We start from the raw sequence: 17,257 nt of genomic DNA, 5'->3' as shown, positions 1-17,257 counted from the left end.
ATATTGCTTACTTTCTCTGCTTATTCGGGTGCAAAAATACGATTTTAATTTTGCTTATTATTATTCAAACTCCGCACTTAATATCGATAACACTTCTTTTACAGTTTCTTCCTCTAAATCGGTGCGTTTTACCAGTTCACCAACGGTTAAGGCTAAAACCGACTTGGCGGTATCTAAACCAATGCGTTTAAACTCGTCAATGATCCAGCTGTCAATTTCATCCGAGAATTCTTCGATATCCACGTCTTCATCATGCTCATCAGCTTCGCGGTAAACGTCAATTTCATAACCTGTCAATTTTCCTGCCAGTTTAATATTGTGACCGCCACGACCGATCGCTAACGAAACCTGGTCGGGTTTGAGGTACACCGCGGCTGTCTTTTTCTCATCATCTAACTTAATAGAAGTGATTTTAGCAGGCGATAACGCACGCTGAATATATAATTGAACGTTGTTGGTAAAGTTGATCACGTCGATATTTTCGTTTTTCAACTCACGCACAATACCATGGATCCTCGAGCCTTTCATACCCACGCAGGCACCTACCGGATCGATACGGTCGTCATACGATTCTACAGCTACCTTTGCCCTCTCGCCCGGTTCGCGAACAATTTTCTTGATCGTGATCAAACCATCAAAAATCTCCGGAACTTCCAGCTCAAACAAACGCTGTAAAAACTCGGGCGCAGTACGCGAAATAATGATTTTCGGGTTGCTGTTCAGCATATCTACCTTATGCACAACGGCTTTCACACTGTCGCCCTTTTTAAAGTAGTCGGCCGGGATCTGCTCTGTTTTTGGCAATAAAAGCTCGTTGCCTTCGTCGTCAAGCACCAGGGTTTCTTTTTTCCAAACCTGGTAAACCTCGCCGGTAACAATTTCACCAACACGGTCTTTGTATTTTTTAAAGATCTCGTCTTTCTCTAATTCTAAAATTTTAGATACCAGGGTTTGACGCGCGGCTAAGATAGCACGACGGCCAAAGCTCTCCAAAGTGATCTGCTCGATATAATCGTCGCCCACTTCCAGGTCGGCATCGTAAAGGTGAGCTTCGGCTAATTCAATCTCCAGGTCGTCATCCTCGCTAAAGCCGTCTTCCATTACCTTACGTGTACGCCATATTTCAAGGTCACCGTTATCGGTGTTCACAATTACGTCGCAATTTTCGTCCGTACCGTATTTTTTTCTGATCATGCTTCTGAAAACGTCTTCCAGTACGCTCATCATGGTAGGGCGGTCAATGTTCTTGAAATCTTTAAATTCCTGAAAAGAATCAATTAAATTAATATTGCTCATTTTTTACTTAAATGATATTAAAACCTTTGTTTCTGTTATTTGCTCAAACGGGATCACGCTTTCCATAACCTGCGCTTTTTTCCCTTTTTCTTTTACTGTTTCTTCAATGGTGATGGCATCTTCGGTAAGGCTGTTCAATATGCCTTCGCGTTTAGCCCCATCCTTCATTTTTATGCCAAGCTTACGCCCAACATTTTTAGCGTATTGCCTTGGCGACGAGAGCGGATAATCAATACCCGGCGATGAAACCTCGAGGTTATAGGCGGTTTCTATCACGTTTTCCTCTTCCAGATGGAAACCTACATGCCTGCTTACCTTTACACAATCATCAATGCCGATACCATGATCGCCATCAAGCAGAATGATCAGTTTGCCGTTACTGTGCATTTTAATATCCACAATAAACAAATCCGGCTTATCTGCCAATTTCTCTTCAACCAGTTCTTTTACCCTTTTTTCAATATTCATTACCAACCGGTGTTTTTAAACAAAATAATTTTGATTGATAAAATAAAAGAGGGGACTAATTGCCCCCTCTTTTGTTAACGGTTGCAAATATAATCAAAAATATTAAATTTTCAACCAATTAGATAGTTTATGGCTTAAAAATCAAATCGCTATAGTGTAAAGCCCCCGGCTTGCTCCTGCTTTTTATCAGATCGGTAAGGGTTGAGCCCTTGTCAAAATCATAGTAACGCAAAAAATAGCTTTGTGGTGTAGCGAATGCCGTATCGGGAGTAAAAACAACTATGTTATTATTAATAGTATAACGCCCCGGTTGTACCTGCTGCAGGTTTTTAAGATCGGTATCGGCCGGCATCTTGTAAACGGGCATCAATGTTTGCCAGGCCCCGGAGGATGAGTCGCGGGCGATATCATTAATTACCGCCGCATCGAAGCCTTTTATTTGCAATGATTTTTTATCGCTGGTGAGGCTGATGATCACAACCGGCCCCTCCGGCTTAGATGAACAACTGAACAATAACAATATAAACGCTATCGAAATAAAAATTTTCATGCACCAAGATAGCTTTATTGTAATAAAAATGCGTTTTGTAGGTTTACAAATCAAAAACCTGTTACAATTGAAATTCAAAGCTTTTTTCCTGCTCATATTCTTTGGTATTTACTGCATTAAAGCCAAAGCCAGCCCACCGCGACTGGACATCAGGCAGCTTAAAATAAAAGCCAAACAAAGCCTGGCTTTCTGCAGGCAGCGCGGCTTCAATACCCGTTATTGTATTTTGATTGATATGAGCCTGCCATCGGGCGTTAAGCGTTTTGCAGTTTGGGATTTTAAGAAAAACGATACACTGCTAACCGGCCTGGTAAGCCATGGCTGCGGCCGAAACCCATGGAGCGGCGTATGGTCGAAGGATAAACCTGCTTTTAGCAATCAGGATGGAAGTCATTGCACTGCATTGGGTAAGTACCAGGTAGATGGCCGGGCTTACAGCGCCTGGGGTATCCATGTAAAATATTATTTAACCGGATTGGAGCGTACAAATAACAACGCGCTGGCCAGGCAGATCGTTTTTCACTCATGGGAGCACGTTGCCGAGGCCGAAGTTTATCCTAATGGAACGCCAGAAGGCTGGGGCTGCCCGGCTGTATCTAATCATACGATGAAGGTGGTAGATGCTTTGTTGAGAAAACAGCAAAAGCATTTGTTGATGTGGGTGTATGCCCCTCCGGCCCCTCCCAAACCCTCCCCGGAAGGGAGGGCCTTAAGAAAGTCTCCCCAACCGGGGGAGATTTAGAGGGGGCTGGCTTGCGCCTGGCCGCCATCTTCCGTATTTTTGATATTACCGATGAAAGGAACTTTCGAAAATTATCTTCGCCAACATACCCAACTCGCTAATGAGGAGATCAACCGGATCCTTGATCTGGCAATCGAACGAAAATTGAAACGCAATGAAGCTCTGCTTAGCGCAGGCGAAGTTTGCCGTCAAAAAATTTTTGTGGCAAGTGGGATCTTAAGGAACTTCGCTGTTAAGGAAGATGGCAGCGAGCACATCCTTCAATTTTCGCCGGAAAACAGCTGGACACTGGATGTTGAGAGCTACGATAGCCGGCAACCGGCCAAATACAATATAGCTGCTATTGAGCCAAGCGAGGTTGTATTATGGAACAAAGACGATTTTGATGGCCTGGTTGCAGGCGTTCCTGCATTTAAGCAGCATTCCCAACAACTCATTTCCAGGAATATTTACAACAGCCGCCAGCGAATTTTAACCGCCCTGAGCGGTACGCCCGAAGAAAAATACGAGGATTTTTTAAAAACCTATCCAACCCTGTTGTCACGTTTGCCTTTACGAATGATAGCGGCTTACCTCGGTGTCTCCATTAAAACACTTACCAGGTTAAGGCGCGATCAGTTGCTACGATTTTAAACTATGGTCAAATGACCTTGTTTTTCGCGCCGTTTCAGGTCAATTTTGTAGCTCACAAAATTTAATCGACCTATGCGTGTATTTGTTACAGGAGCTTCGGGATTTGTAGGCTCTGCAATTGTTAAAGAATTATTATCAGCCGGGCACCAGGTATTGGGTATGGTTCGCTCGGATGCCGGCGCCGAAAAAGTGGCCGCCTTGGGCGCCGAAGTGCACCGCGGCGACCTGTACGACCTGGAAAGTATAAAAAACGGCGCAGCTGTTTGCGACGCGGTGATCCACACCGCCTTTAATCACGATTTTTCAAAATTTAAGGATAACTGCGAAACCGACAGGCAGGTGATAGAAGCCATAGCCTCGGTATTGGAAGGGACAGACCGACCGCTGGTGGTAACTTCGGGCATCGGCTTGTTTAACGGAATCGACCATAAAGTAACCGAAGATGAAAACCCATCAGCGACGTCGGCAACCGTACCACGGCTGGCATCAGAAGAAGCGGCCCGCGCCGCGCAGGCGAAAGGCGTAAATGCCTATATTTTAAGGCTGCCGCCAACAACGCACGATGCCGGCGACCATGGTTTTGTACCGATGATCATCAACATGGCTAAAGAAAAAGGCGTTTCGGCCTATATCAATGATGGCGCTAACCTTTGGCCAGCCGTTCACCGGCAGGACGCCGCAGTGCTTTACCGATTAATTATTGAGCAAAAACCGGCGCTGAGAAACTACCACGCCGTTGCCGAAGAAGGCTTCCCTTTTAAAGAAATAGCAAAAGCTATCGGCGAAGGGCTACACCTGCCGGTTGAAAGCAAAACCGGCGATGACATTGCCGCTCATTTTGGATGGTTTAGCTATTTCGCGGGTATGGGCTGCGAAGCTTCATCAGCCAAAACAAGCGAGGTTACGGGCTGGGAACCAAAACACATCGGTTTAATGGAGGATTTACAGATTGGCGGGTATTTGAAGTGAAATATGCTCACTTGTTTGTGATCTGCTGTTTATCGATAACTGCCAGGCATCCCCAAAAAAATGTCATTTCATTGAGGTGAAAACACTTATAATAGCTGCAATTCATCGCTTCAGCACAAAGCAGGCCGACGGGCTGGCATTGTCATTATAAACGCTGCTTAACTGCACCGGCGCCGAAACTGCATCAAAAACTACAATATTATTTTCGCCTGCTACAAAATGGGGCCAGGTTTTCCCGCTTACTTCGCCGGGTACCTGTCCCTTTATAAAATTAACCCAGTTATGGTGCATCTGGGCTGCCAGTTGTTTTTCGGTATCGTTGAATTTATTCTGGCGCGGGTTAAACCACAGGTAAGCCAGTTCATCGGCATGGGTTGCGCCTGTGCCGTCGCTTTTGTAATCAAAGCGGTACACCCATACATGGTTGCCTGCCTGCGCCAATTTGTTGGCCAGGCGGTAGCTATGCATCTGGTACATGTATTGGGTTAGTACTTTAAGCGCGGCGCTGTCTGCACCTGTTTTTTTAGCCTCGGTTTGATAAGCGGTTAAAACATAGGGATAATTATCGCCAAACCAGCCATAAAGCACCGTGCTATCGGGTTTATTAAGCCTTTTGTCGAAACCCATAAACATTTTGCTTTCAAACTTATTGGTGCCAATAATGAAGCGGGCTTTATTGTTGTTAACTTTTTGCACCGCCTTGTAGGCATCACCGTCAATAACAAGGCCATCGCTCACGGGGCCCCAATAATTAGTGCCCTGCGCGCCATTGGCAATTTTTGATTGCGCGGCTATCAGTTTTTCTGCGGAAATATGGAGCAGTTCGGCCGGTTTGCTAACGCCAAGTTCGTTCATCAGGCGTTGCCGTATTGCTTTAGCAGTAACCGAATCGCGGATGCATTGCACCCCGCCGCTTTCCAGCACCTGCTGGTAATAATACCCTTTTGCCAGGGGAGTGGCAAGCAGGGAACTGGTTAATTTAGCGCCTGCCGATTCGCCCATTACCGTAACCCGCGAGGCATCGCCCCCCATCGCGGCAATATTTTGTTTGATCCACTTCAGGGCCATGATCAGGTCAAGTAAACCGTTATTACCCGAGGTTTTGTAGGCTTTGTCAACATCGCCCAGGTACATGAAGCCGAAAACACCGAGCCGGTAATTAATGGTGACTGTTACCACGCTGTCATCATCGGCAAAGGCGTGCCCGTTCATACCCATTCCCGAACCGCCGGTAAGCGAACCGCCGTGTACCCAAACCAGTACGGGCAGTCTGGCATTTCTATCTGTAGTGGGGGTGTAAACATTTAGTGAAAGGCAATCTTCACTTCCTTTCAATTCGGTACCGCCCTGCGCGGCCATCCTGCCGAATTTTTGGCAGGATAAGGTGTCTTTCCAGGGGGATGGCGGCTGTGGCGGCATAAAACGCAAAGGGCCAACAGGCGCTTTGGCATAAGGTATGCCTTTAAACACCAATGTTGGCCCTTCTTCAATGCCCTTTATCCATCCGCCGGATATTTTGGTTGTTACCGTTTGTGCCGAGGTGTTTAAATTAAAACTTGCCATCAGCAAAAAAGCACAGGCTATTACCCGGCAGATGTTGTTTTTCATATTAAGGTTTTACTAATAAGTGGCTGCCAGCTTAAGCGCGTTATAAGCATTAACAACGCCGCCGGTTGCACAAATATCAGTAAAGGGAACCTCTTTTTTATTATTGCCATCCTTAATTTCTACGTTATGCGATATTTTCACTACCGATTTCAGGATGATCTCCTTTACCTGCAATGCCGTAAGCTTTGGATAATAAGAACGGATCAGCGCTGCCAAACCGGTTACTACCGGGGCTGCCATGCTGGTGCCATCATGCTCGGCATAGGTTGATTTAGGGGTAGTGGAATAAATAGCCACGCCCGGCGCGAACACATCAACACTGGTTTTGCCATAGTTGGAGAATGATGCTTTTAACGTAGCATCATCCATCGGGCCCGATGCGCCAACTTCTATCCAGGCATTGGCGGTACCGCTTTTATCTTCATAAGTACGGTTAGGTACGTTCAGCTCAACCTCCGTATTTTCGTTTTCATTGCCCGCTGCGTGAATCAATAACACATCTTTTTTCATGGCAAATTTAACGGCTTCATCAACTGCTTTTTTGTTGTATGAATAACCTTTGCCAAAGCTCATGTTAATTACTTTAGCGCCGTTGGCCGCAGCGTAACGGATGGCGTTGGCTACGTCTTTATCGCGTTCATCGCCATTGGGCACCGTACGTACCGACATGATGGCTACATCATTGGCCACGCCCATGATACCGATATTGTTATCCCTTACCGCGCCGATAATACCAGCTACGTGCGAGCCGTGATCAGCATCCGGACCGGCCACATCATTGTTGCCATAGTTACGCTCGTTAACATTAGCATAGTTGTCGCCTACGGTATCGCGCGAATTGAAGTTGAGGTTTAAATGATAATCCAGCAATTCTTTAAAATGCTCCATGCCCCCTTTAAGCTCCTTTTCCTTAAAATCGGCTACATCTTTAAAATCGGGCAGGGCTTTCAGCAAAACGTTTTTAACATATGTTTCAGCACCACCTTCGGGTTGAAACTTTTCAATATCGGCAATGCCCGGGTTTTTGGAACCTATTTTAGCCAGTACATTATCTATCAAACCATTAAACCTCTTTATAATATCATAGGTTTGCTGGGCCTCGGTGGTCTTTTTATTCAATTCGGCCTTCATCTTGCTGTACATTTTAAAATCGGCCAGGTCTTTACCTGTTAGTTTGGTACTATCGGCATTGGCAAAACGGGCATTGTAAATCCTCACCATGCGGGTAAGCTCCAGGTTGTCATAATGCACATCCCCTTTAGCCGAACCTATAAAATCCCAGCCATGCAAGTCGTCGATGTATCCATTTTTGTCGTCATCCTTTTTATTCCCGGCAATTTCTTTGGGGTTGTTCCAGATCACCTTTTTCAGGTCTTCGTGTTCGATATCAACGCCGCCGTCAATTACGGCAACCAGTACGGTTACATGCTTTTTACCTGGCAATAATTCTTTGTACGCTTTTTCGGTGCTGATGCCGAAAACCGAGTCGGTTTGCAGATCGAGGTTCTGCCAGTTGGGTTTGTATTTGGTGGTTTGCTGCGCGGCGGCAAGAATTGGAAGACAAAGCCCGGCCATCAGGGCCAGCTTTTTTAGCGGGAATAAATTTCTCATTTATTAATTTTCAGATCAGTTAACTGTTGGTATAAAAACTCTAAAATAGGTTTTTAATTGTGTTTATAATATGCGGTAATAACTATTTATCCTTTGCTACCTCGGCCCGCATCTTCTTTACCTCCGAGGCAGTAACTAAACTACTGTTATTCCCGAAGTTGTTACGTATATAGGTTAGCACGGCGGCTATCTCGGCATCCTTTAAAAAATCGTGTTTGGGCATGACACTGTTGTAGGGGCGGTTTTTAACCTTGACAGGCCCGTTTAAACCTTTAAGCAACACGCGGATAGCCAGGTCCTTCTCCATGAACTTGCCACCGGTTACCCATTCAGATCCGGCAAGCGGCGGAATCATATTGCCATCGCCCCTGCCATTTTTTTGATGGCAGCTGGCGCAATAGGTGGCGTAAATTTTAGCGCCGCCCTTAAGCATGCCGGTTTGCAAATCACTTTTCATTACATCGGGCAGCCGGAAACCGGGCAGCTTTTTACGCTGCTCCATTTTAGCCAGTTGGGATGGGCCAAATTGGGCTTTATTGCCGGTATAACTCACCTTCCAGATTTTACCTTTTTCGGTTTCGCTGATATATAGCGACCCATCAGGCCCCATAGCTAAACCCATTGGCCGGTAAACCGCTTCGCTCACACTCACTATCGTATTTTTACCCGCAAAGCCATCGGCAAAAATTTCCCATTGCGCGTTTGGCTTGCCATTTTTAAAAGGCACGAAGCATACAAAAAAACCGGCCTGCGGGTATGGCGATCGGTTTGTTGAACCATGAAAGGCAATGAAAGCCCCGTTTTTATATCGTGCCGGGAATTGATTGCCCGTATAAAACAGCAGATCATTCGGCGCCCAATGCGCGCCGAAAGCCATTAAAGGCTGTGTGTACTTTGCGCCTTCTCCCTCTTTTTTGCCGTCGCCCCCATATTCGGGATTCAGTAGTTTCTTCTTTTTGATGGGATCGTAATAATAATAAGGCCAGCCCACATTGGTACCTTTGGTTACTTTGATAAATTCTTCGGCTGGCAATACCGCGCTTTGCCAGGCGGTAAAAAGTTGGGGAAATTGCAGGCGAAGGTCGTCGCGCCCGTGGGCTACCACATACAGGCAATGATCGGCGGTATTCCAATCCATAGCTACAATACTGCGCATCCCTGTTGCATAACGGATGCCATCGGCCTGGGTTTGGTTTGGCTTAGCCTCATCAAATTGCCAGATGCCGCCGTAAGTTTGCAACAGCGGGCAGCCTTTGATCCCCTTTGAACCCGGTACCCTGTTTTGCACCTGGCAGGCGTTGGATGGCGCACCGTAAGCTACATACATATGCCCGGCACCGTCAAAGGCGAGCGGCTTGGCATCATGCTCATGCGGGGCGTTGGCATCATGCAGTATCAACTCTAAAGGGGCATCGGGGACCAATGTATTGGGATTTAATTTAACCCGGTAAACATTGCTTTCGGAGCTGAAATATAAATAGCCGTTGTGTACCCGCATACCGGTACCGTAAGGGCCTTTATCTTCATAATTTGCAAACTTTTTGATGATATCGGCCTTACCATCGCCATTGGTGTCACGCAGCGCCACATTCCCACCCGTCGAATCGGGGAAGCGGAGTTTTACATAAACATCGCCGTTGCTGTTAACGGCTATATGGCGTGCCCGGCCTTCCAAACTATCAACCACCACAACGGCTTTAAACTTACCGGGCAGGAATAAACCGCCGTTGGCGGTATCGGTGGCGGGCGGGTTGCTTTTTATGCCGATATTTTTAAAACTGATCACAGAAAGCGCGCACATGATCAGTAAAATCCCGACTGCGGTTGTTTTGTTTTTCATTACTGTTATACCGATTATTGCTTAAACCAGATTGTTGCTTAGCAAGCAAGTCCAGCTATAAAAGAGATTTTATGGCTAAATGTTTATAAAAAATGGGGGCGGAAAATAAGATTTAAAAGAACCAATCAAAGAGGATGAGGGGCGTGGCGAATCGCTTATTCACATCCGCAATTAATCAAGATCATTTTGTAAATTAAACTCGGTTAATATTTAAATGATAGCTTTGTATTTATGGACTATATTGAAATAAAAGGGTACAAATCCATTAAAGAGGCCAAAGTTGAGTTAAAACCTATCAATATTTTAATTGGGGCTAACGGCTCAGGCAAAAGTAATTTTATTTCATTTTTCGATTTTTTAAATAGGGTTAGCGCTCAAACGCTTAGGGAATATATAGGACTTAACGGTGGTGCCGAAAGATTTTTATATCAGGGCAGTAAAGTAACTCCTCAAATAAGCGCTGAGATCTCTTTTGAGAATCACGCAAACGCTTATTCTTTCACCGTTCGAGGAGAAGACGATGCTTTTATTTTCACAAAGGAGTTACTGTGGTTTAATGACGACCCATATGATTCCACTTCGTACAAATTAGAAGCTTCTATAAAAACTGCACCGGGCTTTCGGGCAAAATATATAAGAGAGCATTTAAACGGTTTTAAAAAATATCATTTTCATGAAACCGGAAAAAACTCACCATTTACTCAAATGAGTAACGTGCAAAATGGTTCTTATACATTTTATGAAGATGGTAGAAACCTCGCTTCATTTTTGCACCACATAAAGCAAAATGATTTCATTATATACAATCGAATCGTAAAAACAATTCAAAGCGTTGCGCCCTATTTTTCCGACTTCTTTTTACAAGCTAATGAAGAAGGCCATATTCGGCTACAATGGCAAGACAAATATAGTTCAACTATTTATGGGGCATCAGACCTTTCTGACGGTACTATCAGATTTATTGCATTATCTGCTCTATTCTTGCAACCAAGATTAAGGAAGAGTATCATCATCGATGAACCTGAATTAGGGCTACATCCTTTTGCTATTACAAAATTGGCAGGCATGATCAAAAGCGCGGCAGAAAGAGGCTCACAGGTAATCGTTGCAACGCAATCATCAGATTTGGTTAATCATTTTGAAGCAGAAGATATCATTACCGTTGATCAAGTTGATGGACATACTGAATTTAAACGCTTGCAAAAAGAAGAGCTGGCAGTTTGGCTCGAAGATTATTCTATAGGCGATTTATGGCAAAGAAATATCATTGAAGGGGGCCAACCCTAAACACTATGAAAAGAATTATAATTGTTTGTGAAGGCCAAACCGAGCAGGAGTTTTGCAAAGATGTACTTCAGCCCCACTTCAACAAAAAAGAAATTTATCTACAATCTCCCACTATAAAAAAATCAGGTGGAGGAATTGTGCCGTGGAAAACACTGAAGGGGCAAATTGAGAATCATTTAAAACAAGACAAAGAAGCCTTCGTAACAACTTTTCTTGATTATTATGGTATCCATGACAATCATGCTTTTCCAGAATGGGATGCATGTAAGAGGATAATCCATAGAGATGAGAGGATGGATTTACTCAAAACCTCAATGCATTTAACAATTGATGTCTCTATCAGTCATCGGTTCATCCCCTATCTGCAATTACACGAATTTGAAGGGTTGTTATTTAATGATATCAAAATATTTGAGGATAATTTTCGGCCTGATGAACTTGTAAATAAACCAGAGTTAGAGCAAACTATTAATGCCAACCCAAACCCGGAGTTAATTAACGACACGCCTCAAAACGCTCCCTCGTACCGATTGGCCCGTATAATTAACGGGTACAACAAAATTGTTTATGGTTCTATTTTAGCCGAAAGTATCGGTTTAGAAAAAATAAGAGCTAAAAGCCCCCGCTTCAACAACTGGATAACCAAACTCGAAAACCTGTAATATCACCACCATGCCCGAACCAAACAAATTAGGCCTTTGGACCAGCACCTCTCTTGTAGTAGGCAATATGATAGGTGCGGGCATATTCCTGATGCCGGCAGCTATGGCCAGCTTTGGCAGCATTGGCTTGCTGGGCTGGGTATTTTCGGCGATAGGTTCGTTTTTCCTGGCAAAAGTTTTCAGTAACCTGAGCAAATTACTGCCTCACGCTACAGGTGGCCCGTATGCGTATACCCGCAACGGGCTTGGCGATTTTATAGGTTTTTTGGTAGCATGGGGATATTACCTTGCCGTGGCCTGCGCCAACGCGGCCATCACCATATCGTTTGTGAGCGCGCTGAGTACCTTTTTTCCGGTTTTGGCAAGCAACAGCATGGTCGCGGTTTGTACAGGGCTATGCTCCATCTGGCTGCTGGCTTACATCAATACTTTAGGCATAGTTGCCGGTGGAAAGCTGCAGCTGGCTACCACCATTTTGAAGGTACTACCCCTATTGCTGATAGCTATTGGCGGTTTGTTTTTCATCAAGGCGGCAAACTTCAGTCCGTTTAACAAGAGCGGGGGTAGCATGATCAGCGCTTTGCAGGCTACTGCCACCATGACCATGTTCGCCTTTATTGGCATTGAAAGCGCAACCGTTCCGTCGGGGAGTATTGCTAATCCCGAAAAAAATGTGGCGAGGGCTACACTATTGGGGTTGCTTATCACCACATTTGTTTACCTATTAGGAAGCTTAAGTGTTATCGGTATTATCCCCGCCGTGCAATTACAAAAATCGGTTACCCCTTATGCAGATGCGGCGGTAATTATTTACGGCAGCAATGCCCGTTACTGGGTAAGCGCAGGTATAGCTATCGCTGCCTTCGGCTCCTTAAACGGCTGGACACTGTTGCAGGGGCAGGTGCCTTACGCCATTTCCAAGGATAAACTTTTTCCACCCATATTCAGCCGTACCAATAAAAAAGGGGTGCCTTATATGGGCATTGTGATCAGCAGCGTTATGGTTTCGCTGTTCATGACCATGAATTATACCAAGGGGCTGGTAGAGCAGTTTAAATTTCTGTTGCTACTTTCGTTACTCAGCGTACTCATTCCTTATTTGCTATCGGCTGCGGCCTACCTTGTGATCCGCGTGCGCAATACCCCTAACGCCGGTGGCTGGGCCGGGGCGGTTACTTTGGCTATACTGGCTTTCGCCTATGCGCTCTGGGCAATTGCCGGCGCCGGCCAGGAAGCGGTTTATTACGGCTTTTTGCTGTTGATGGCGGGAATACCTTTTTATGTTTGGGCGGCGTTTGTTAAAAAATAAGATAAAAAGCTACAATCAAAAAATGATTCGAAATTATTTTAGATAGCATTAACGAGCGGGCAACTGCGTTATCAACTTTAATATAAACAAAACTTACCTTTATAGCAACTTATATAAAAAAGCCCTTCAGATATTTACCTGAAGGCATTGATAATATTTCCTGAAACTCTCACCCGTCCTTAAAAAGCGGGCCATAGACCGTTGGGGAAAAACCTCGAACACTTTTTGGAATAAGATTCTATATAAATGTGATCTCGTTTACCAACCACCGGCAGGATTAAAACTCACATGCATTTATTGAAAGGTATCGATCAGTATGCCGATGTTCGGATCGCCTCTACCCGGAAACGACAGCCAAACCTGTTATCTCCCCTGACTTACTTTTTTGATTGCTGTACCCAGTGCGACCGAACCTCCCCGGTTATCAATTCTCCAGATACCGTGCTTTGCCTTTATTGCGGCGCTGAAGATCGGATTAGTGATATTGCCGAACGAGCAGGCTTTTATCCCTATCCAGTGCCCCTCCGCAAAGAATTCACGATGACATCATCCAGTAGCAGGCCCTGATATTGTGTGGCTGTTAACGCCGCTACCGATGACGTGGAAGGCGGCAACTTATAGCGGTTTACAAAATAGGGCGCAAGCGTAACCGCGCCTTTCGAGGCCCCTTGTGCTTCAGCTTTAATCAAATACATTTCTGCCAACCTCGATATAATGATTGGTGTGGTAAGCGGATTGGAAGAGACAGCCAATTGCTGGTTTGCCTTACCATTGGGAAATTTGATGATCCGGGTCTGATCGGCGGTGAATACCGCAGTTTTCCTTTTATCTTTTGCCTTAACTACGGGAATAGACACGTGTCGGCGTATAAAACCTGATAGGTTGATTTGCCTGGAGAATAAGGCCATGTGGCTTTGGTATCGTTAACCTGGCTTAAAAAAGAGTGTGGGGTAGCCGTACTGTAGCTGCGCTGATAATAGTTGCTGGTTGCAGCGAGTTGCGCATCTGTCATGGTGAGGTCGTCGCTCATCACATCAAACAAAAAATAATGACAACTACTTAACGAATTGCTGTTCAACATTTCCTGGAAGTCTTTAATAGATACAGGATTAACGTTTGTAGAAGCAGGGGCCACCGTCAAAAACTTTTTACAGGCCGATAGCGACCAAATGCTGCAGATTGCTAAAGCAAAAAATATTGATCTTTTATACATGTTAATACCGTTTTAAAAATTCAGACTAAGGTTGCATGAGTATATTTTAGGCAGCGGGTTACCTATACGGCCATCAAATGATACTACGGAAGGATCGAGATGGTATTTGTTACGTGCCCAATAGGCAATGTTTTGCACCTGCAATGTCATGGTGAACGTGCCTAAACCATATCTTTTAAGATATTGGTTAGGCAGATTAAAACCCACCATTACTTCTGATAAGCGAACGTTATCAGCAGACATAATGCTATTGCTGGAATAGCGGGTAACAAACTCACGGTAGGTATTTGCACCGCCGGTAGCAATGCGTGGTATATCGGTGGTTAGCTCGTCGCCAGGTTTGCGCCACCTGTCGGCCACCAGGGCGCTGGTTTCGGTGTCGCTGCCGGGATAGGGCCGGTAATCTCTCATAACGGTACCAAAATTGAAGGTCATGGCTACACGTGCAAAAAATTGACGAACCCTTACTTCCTGTATCAAACCGCCGGTCCATGGAGCTTTGGTTACGCCCAGCTTTTTCATGGCCGCAACTATGGTAGCGCTATCCAAAACAGAGGTTATTTTGCCGTCCTTGTCATAAATTTGCGGATCGCCTTCCGCTGGTTGTTTCGGAAGCTATGGGCAAGGGAAAAGTACATTTTGAAGCTCCGGAAGCCGGGCGGCTACCTGGAGTGGAGGTTTTTTTAAATTGGCTCAACGCAGAATCTGATACTGATGCCGTGTTGAAAGCAGCTATATCACATTTATGGTTTATAACCATACATCCGTTTGACGATGGCAATGGTCGTATAACCCTGGCTATTACGGATATGCTGCTCGCGCGGGCGGATGGAACATCGCAGCGGTTCTATAGCATGTCGGCACAGATCATGCGCGAAAAAGCAGCTTATTACCACATACTGGAAGCATCGCAAAAGGGCGGTTTGGATATTACAAACTGGCTGAAGTGGTTTTTAGATTGTCTGTATTATGCGATGGACCATACTGAAGAAACATTCGCTGCCGTAGCGAAACGAAACCGGTTTTGGGATAAGCATAAGGAAACCATATTCAATAGTCGCCAGCAGCAGACGGTCACCGCCTTGTTGGATGAGTTTTATGGAAAGCTAACCACTACCAAATGGGCTAAAATGACAAAGAGTTCGCCCGACACTGCATTACGAGACATTCAGTATCTGATAGAGAAAGTATATTACAGAAAGAAACAGGCGGAGGCCGGAATACGGCTTACAGTATAATTGCCTGAAAGTGCTTATCATAACGATTGTAATAGTTCTTACCATACCGCTGCTCCTGCCTCGAACAGCCTTCCTGAATTAAAGAACTTTAGGCCGGGGCTTTCGCATTATTAGTAACCCTTTTCACTTTCAATCAGCTCAGGTAACGGAACCTCCCGTTTAATAAAAAAAACATGCTCTGTCATGTTATCGTAAACAAGACATCGCTATGTTTTAAACAATTGTTTTAATCGTTTGATTAATTACTTTTGAGCCGTTTTACGGATTTAAAATAATTACTAAAATGGCTGAAACCGGATTTAGAAAGTGGATCATTACTGTAACCGTAGTGACCGCTTCTTTACTTGAATTAATAGATACTACTATAGTTAACGTATCCATTCCGCAGATACAGGGCAACCTTGGCGCTACCATGACAGACGTAGCCTGGGTAGTTACCGGTTATAGCGTGGCGAACGTGATCATATTGCCCATGTCGGGCTGGCTGAGCAATTTCTTTGGCCGGAAAAACTACTTCCTAACCTCCATCATTATTTTTACCATCGCCTCCTTTTTATGCGGCAACTCTCACTCTCTTACTGAACTTGTATGCTTCCGGATACTGCAGGGTTTTGCGGGCGGTGGATTGCTTTCAACGGCTCAGGCCATATTACTGGAGTCGTGGCCTGCCGCGCAAGCCGGCACAGCGACTGCGATTTTTGGCTTTGGCGCCGTATTCGGGCCCACAATTGGTCCTACCCTCGGAGGCTACATTAATGATCATGCATCCTGGCAATGGATATTTTATGTAAATATCCCGGTGGGTGTACTTGCTGCCATCTGCACAATTATGTTTGTGCGCACTACCCCGCGTACAGCCCAAGGCCAGCCGGTAGACTGGTGGGGAATTGCCTTGCTTGCTGTTGCAGTTGGCAGCCTTCAAACTATTCTTGAAAAGGGGGAAGACGAAGATTGGTTCTCAACTACCTATATAATCGTGTTGACGGTAATGGCCGTTTTAGGAACGCTCCTTTTTATATGGCGCGAATTGAGCACCGATCAGCCCATTGTTAATTTTAAAATTATGCGGCACCGGAGTTTCTCCACCGGTATGATCACCTCTTTTATTCTTGGCCTCGGCTTATACGGCTCTAACTATGTGTTCCCGTTATTTACCCAAAACCTGCTCGGGGTCACTGCGCAGCAAAGCGGTGAAATTTTGTTACCCGGCGGAATTTTCACCTTATTGACAATGCCTTTTGTCGGGATCATGTTAAACAAAGGTCTTCCGGCGCAATTTATGGCAGTAACAGGCATGGTGCTGTTTTTTATCTTTTCATTAATGTTGAGCAATTCAACATTGTCATCCGGTACAGGCGATTTTTTCTGGCCCCTGGCCATAAGGGGTATAGGGCTGGCGCTTCTGTTTGTTCCGTTAACCACACTCGCTATTGGCGGCCTTAAAGGCGCTGAAATTGGCCAGGGAACGGGTTTAAATAATATGATGCGCCAGTTGGGCGGCTCCTTTGGGATTGCCGGTTTAAACACCTTGATCCACATCAGGCAGGCAGTTCATCGAAACAACCTGCTTACTCATATCAATCCCTATAACACACAGTTCACCGAACGGTTAAATGCATTGGTTCTTGGCTTTGAAGCAAAAGGCAAATCAGTTTTCGATGCCACCAATATGGCATATGCTGCTATTGATGGATCGGTAAAGAAGCAAAGCACACTCCTGAGTTATAATGATACTTACTGGATAGTGGGCGTTGTGATGCTGTGTGCCATTCCGTTGGTTTTCCTTACGCCGTTTGTTAAAGGCCAAAAGGCGGTGGCCGGCGCACACTAA

At 45.2% G+C, this 17,257-nt stretch carries 17 protein-coding genes; 8 read left to right on the top strand and 9 right to left on the bottom strand.

Annotated elements, in window-relative coordinates; translation table 11 throughout:
* Positions 1–60: 60 nt before the first annotated feature.
* The 3 genes from nusA to LX99_RS22965 all read right to left on the bottom strand — a co-directional run bounded on the left by nusA (position 61) and on the right by LX99_RS22965 (position 2,314).
* Entirely contained in the window at positions 61–1,296 is a 1,236-nt protein-coding gene (nusA, locus tag LX99_RS22975; RefSeq protein ID WP_022830693.1) for a transcription termination factor NusA, read from the bottom strand.
* 3 nt (positions 1,297–1,299) lie between these two features.
* On the bottom strand, positions 1,300–1,764 hold the full coding sequence (gene rimP, locus LX99_RS22970) for a ribosome assembly cofactor RimP (protein ID WP_170122777.1): 465 nt from the start codon (positions 1,762–1,764) through the stop codon (positions 1,300–1,302).
* Between the two features lie 127 nt (positions 1,765–1,891).
* Entirely contained in the window at positions 1,892–2,314 is a 423-nt protein-coding gene (locus LX99_RS22965; RefSeq protein WP_146203201.1) for a hypothetical protein, read from the bottom strand.
* Here LX99_RS22965 and LX99_RS22960 point away from each other — a divergent pair.
* The 3 genes from LX99_RS22960 to LX99_RS22950 all read left to right on the top strand — a co-directional run bounded on the left by LX99_RS22960 (position 2,313) and on the right by LX99_RS22950 (position 4,658).
* Positions 2,313–3,056 carry a murein L,D-transpeptidase catalytic domain-containing protein gene (locus LX99_RS22960; RefSeq protein ID WP_245927996.1) on the top strand — a complete coding sequence of 248 codons (744 nt, stop codon included), beginning with the start codon at positions 2,313–2,315 and terminating at the stop codon, positions 3,054–3,056. The genes LX99_RS22965 and LX99_RS22960 overlap by 2 nt on opposite strands.
* A 51-nt stretch (positions 3,057–3,107) precedes the next feature.
* Positions 3,108–3,689 carry a Crp/Fnr family transcriptional regulator gene (locus LX99_RS22955; RefSeq protein WP_109610056.1) on the top strand — a complete coding sequence of 194 codons (582 nt, stop codon included), beginning with the start codon at positions 3,108–3,110 and terminating at the stop codon, positions 3,687–3,689.
* 72 nt (positions 3,690–3,761) lie between these two features.
* Positions 3,762–4,658 carry an SDR family oxidoreductase gene (locus LX99_RS22950; RefSeq protein ID WP_109610054.1) on the top strand — a complete coding sequence of 299 codons (897 nt, stop codon included), beginning with the start codon at positions 3,762–3,764 and terminating at the stop codon, positions 4,656–4,658.
* A gap of 102 nt (positions 4,659–4,760) precedes the next feature.
* Here the strand turns inward: LX99_RS22950 and LX99_RS22945 are convergent, their stop codons facing one another.
* The 3 genes from LX99_RS22945 to LX99_RS22935 all read right to left on the bottom strand — a co-directional run bounded on the left by LX99_RS22945 (position 4,761) and on the right by LX99_RS22935 (position 9,717).
* Complete coding sequence (locus tag LX99_RS22945) at positions 4,761–6,266, bottom strand: carboxylesterase/lipase family protein (protein ID WP_109610052.1); 1,506 nt, start codon at positions 6,264–6,266, stop codon at positions 4,761–4,763.
* 12 nt (positions 6,267–6,278) lie between these two features.
* Positions 6,279–7,877: a S8 family peptidase gene (locus tag LX99_RS22940; RefSeq protein ID WP_109610050.1), complete on the bottom strand. Its 1,599-nt coding sequence runs from the start codon at positions 7,875–7,877 to the stop codon at positions 6,279–6,281.
* Positions 7,878–7,959: 82 nt separating this feature from the next.
* On the bottom strand, positions 7,960–9,717 hold the full coding sequence (locus LX99_RS22935) for a c-type cytochrome (protein ID WP_109610048.1): 1,758 nt from the start codon (positions 9,715–9,717) through the stop codon (positions 7,960–7,962).
* 231 nt (positions 9,718–9,948) lie between these two features.
* Here LX99_RS22935 and LX99_RS22930 point away from each other — a divergent pair, with 231 nt between their 5' ends.
* Genes LX99_RS22930 through LX99_RS22920 form a run of 3 tightly spaced genes read left to right on the top strand, consistent with a single transcriptional unit; the run spans position 9,949 to position 12,975 of the window.
* Complete coding sequence (locus tag LX99_RS22930; protein ID WP_109610045.1) at positions 9,949–11,004, top strand: AAA family ATPase; 1,056 nt, start codon at positions 9,949–9,951, stop codon at positions 11,002–11,004.
* Between the two features lie 5 nt (positions 11,005–11,009).
* Positions 11,010–11,666, top strand: a complete 657-nt coding sequence (locus LX99_RS22925) for a DUF4276 family protein (RefSeq protein WP_109610043.1) — start codon at positions 11,010–11,012, stop codon at positions 11,664–11,666.
* A 10-nt stretch (positions 11,667–11,676) separates the two neighbouring features.
* Positions 11,677–12,975: an amino acid permease gene (locus tag LX99_RS22920; protein ID WP_109610040.1), complete on the top strand. Its 1,299-nt coding sequence runs from the start codon at positions 11,677–11,679 to the stop codon at positions 12,973–12,975.
* A 509-nt stretch (positions 12,976–13,484) separates the two neighbouring features.
* Here LX99_RS22920 and LX99_RS22915 read toward each other — a convergent pair.
* The 3 genes from LX99_RS22915 to LX99_RS22910 are packed head-to-tail and all read right to left on the bottom strand — an operon-like array spanning position 13,485 to position 14,737.
* On the bottom strand, positions 13,485–13,832 hold the full coding sequence (locus tag LX99_RS22915) for a hypothetical protein (protein ID WP_170122776.1): 348 nt from the start codon (positions 13,830–13,832) through the stop codon (positions 13,485–13,487).
* On the bottom strand, positions 13,817–14,188 hold the full coding sequence (locus LX99_RS25425; RefSeq protein WP_146203200.1) for a hypothetical protein: 372 nt from the start codon (positions 14,186–14,188) through the stop codon (positions 13,817–13,819). Before LX99_RS25425 ends, LX99_RS22915 begins: the two co-directional genes overlap by 16 nt.
* 12 nt (positions 14,189–14,200) lie before the next feature.
* Entirely contained in the window at positions 14,201–14,737 is a 537-nt protein-coding gene (locus LX99_RS22910) for a hypothetical protein (RefSeq protein WP_109610035.1), read from the bottom strand.
* A gap of 68 nt (positions 14,738–14,805) precedes the next feature.
* On the opposite strand from LX99_RS22910, the gene LX99_RS22905 reads away from it, so the two are divergent.
* Together LX99_RS22905 and LX99_RS22900 are read left to right on the top strand one after the other, a co-directional pair.
* On the top strand, positions 14,806–15,426 hold the full coding sequence (locus LX99_RS22905; protein WP_109610031.1) for a Fic family protein: 621 nt from the start codon (positions 14,806–14,808) through the stop codon (positions 15,424–15,426).
* A gap of 283 nt (positions 15,427–15,709) precedes the next feature.
* Positions 15,710–17,257, top strand: a complete 1,548-nt coding sequence (locus LX99_RS22900; RefSeq protein ID WP_109610029.1) for a DHA2 family efflux MFS transporter permease subunit — start codon at positions 15,710–15,712, stop codon at positions 17,255–17,257.

This window comes from Mucilaginibacter oryzae, assembly GCF_003148845.1.
Taxonomy (GTDB): domain Bacteria; phylum Bacteroidota; class Bacteroidia; order Sphingobacteriales; family Sphingobacteriaceae; genus Mucilaginibacter; species Mucilaginibacter oryzae.
Note: the sequence above shows the minus strand (reverse complement) of the source record. Positions and strands in the feature narration are given on the sequence as shown.

Coding starts and splice junctions, on each gene's coding strand:
- nusA (WP_022830693.1), bottom strand. CDS start 1,296: ATGAGCAATATTAATTTAATTGATTCTTTTCAGGAATTTAAAGATTTC.
- rimP (WP_170122777.1), bottom strand. CDS start 1,764: ATGAATATTGAAAAAAGGGTAAAAGAACTGGTTGAAGAGAAATTGGCA.
- LX99_RS22960 (WP_245927996.1), top strand. CDS start 2,313: ATGCACCAAGATAGCTTTATTGTAATAAAAATGCGTTTTGTAGGTTTA.
- LX99_RS22965 (WP_146203201.1), bottom strand. CDS start 2,314: ATGAAAATTTTTATTTCGATAGCGTTTATATTGTTATTGTTCAGTTGT.
- LX99_RS22955 (WP_109610056.1), top strand. CDS start 3,108: ATGAAAGGAACTTTCGAAAATTATCTTCGCCAACATACCCAACTCGCT.
- LX99_RS22950 (WP_109610054.1), top strand. CDS start 3,762: ATGCGTGTATTTGTTACAGGAGCTTCGGGATTTGTAGGCTCTGCAATT.
- LX99_RS22945 (WP_109610052.1), bottom strand. CDS start 6,266: ATGAAAAACAACATCTGCCGGGTAATAGCCTGTGCTTTTTTGCTGATG.
- LX99_RS22940 (WP_109610050.1), bottom strand. CDS start 7,877: ATGAGAAATTTATTCCCGCTAAAAAAGCTGGCCCTGATGGCCGGGCTT.
- LX99_RS22935 (WP_109610048.1), bottom strand. CDS start 9,717: ATGAAAAACAAAACAACCGCAGTCGGGATTTTACTGATCATGTGCGCG.
- LX99_RS22930 (WP_109610045.1), top strand. CDS start 9,949: ATGGACTATATTGAAATAAAAGGGTACAAATCCATTAAAGAGGCCAAA.
- LX99_RS22925 (WP_109610043.1), top strand. CDS start 11,010: ATGAAAAGAATTATAATTGTTTGTGAAGGCCAAACCGAGCAGGAGTTT.
- LX99_RS22920 (WP_109610040.1), top strand. CDS start 11,677: ATGCCCGAACCAAACAAATTAGGCCTTTGGACCAGCACCTCTCTTGTA.
- LX99_RS25425 (WP_146203200.1), bottom strand. CDS start 14,188: ATGTATAAAAGATCAATATTTTTTGCTTTAGCAATCTGCAGCATTTGG.
- LX99_RS22905 (WP_109610031.1), top strand. CDS start 14,806: ATGGGCAAGGGAAAAGTACATTTTGAAGCTCCGGAAGCCGGGCGGCTA.
- LX99_RS22900 (WP_109610029.1), top strand. CDS start 15,710: ATGGCTGAAACCGGATTTAGAAAGTGGATCATTACTGTAACCGTAGTG.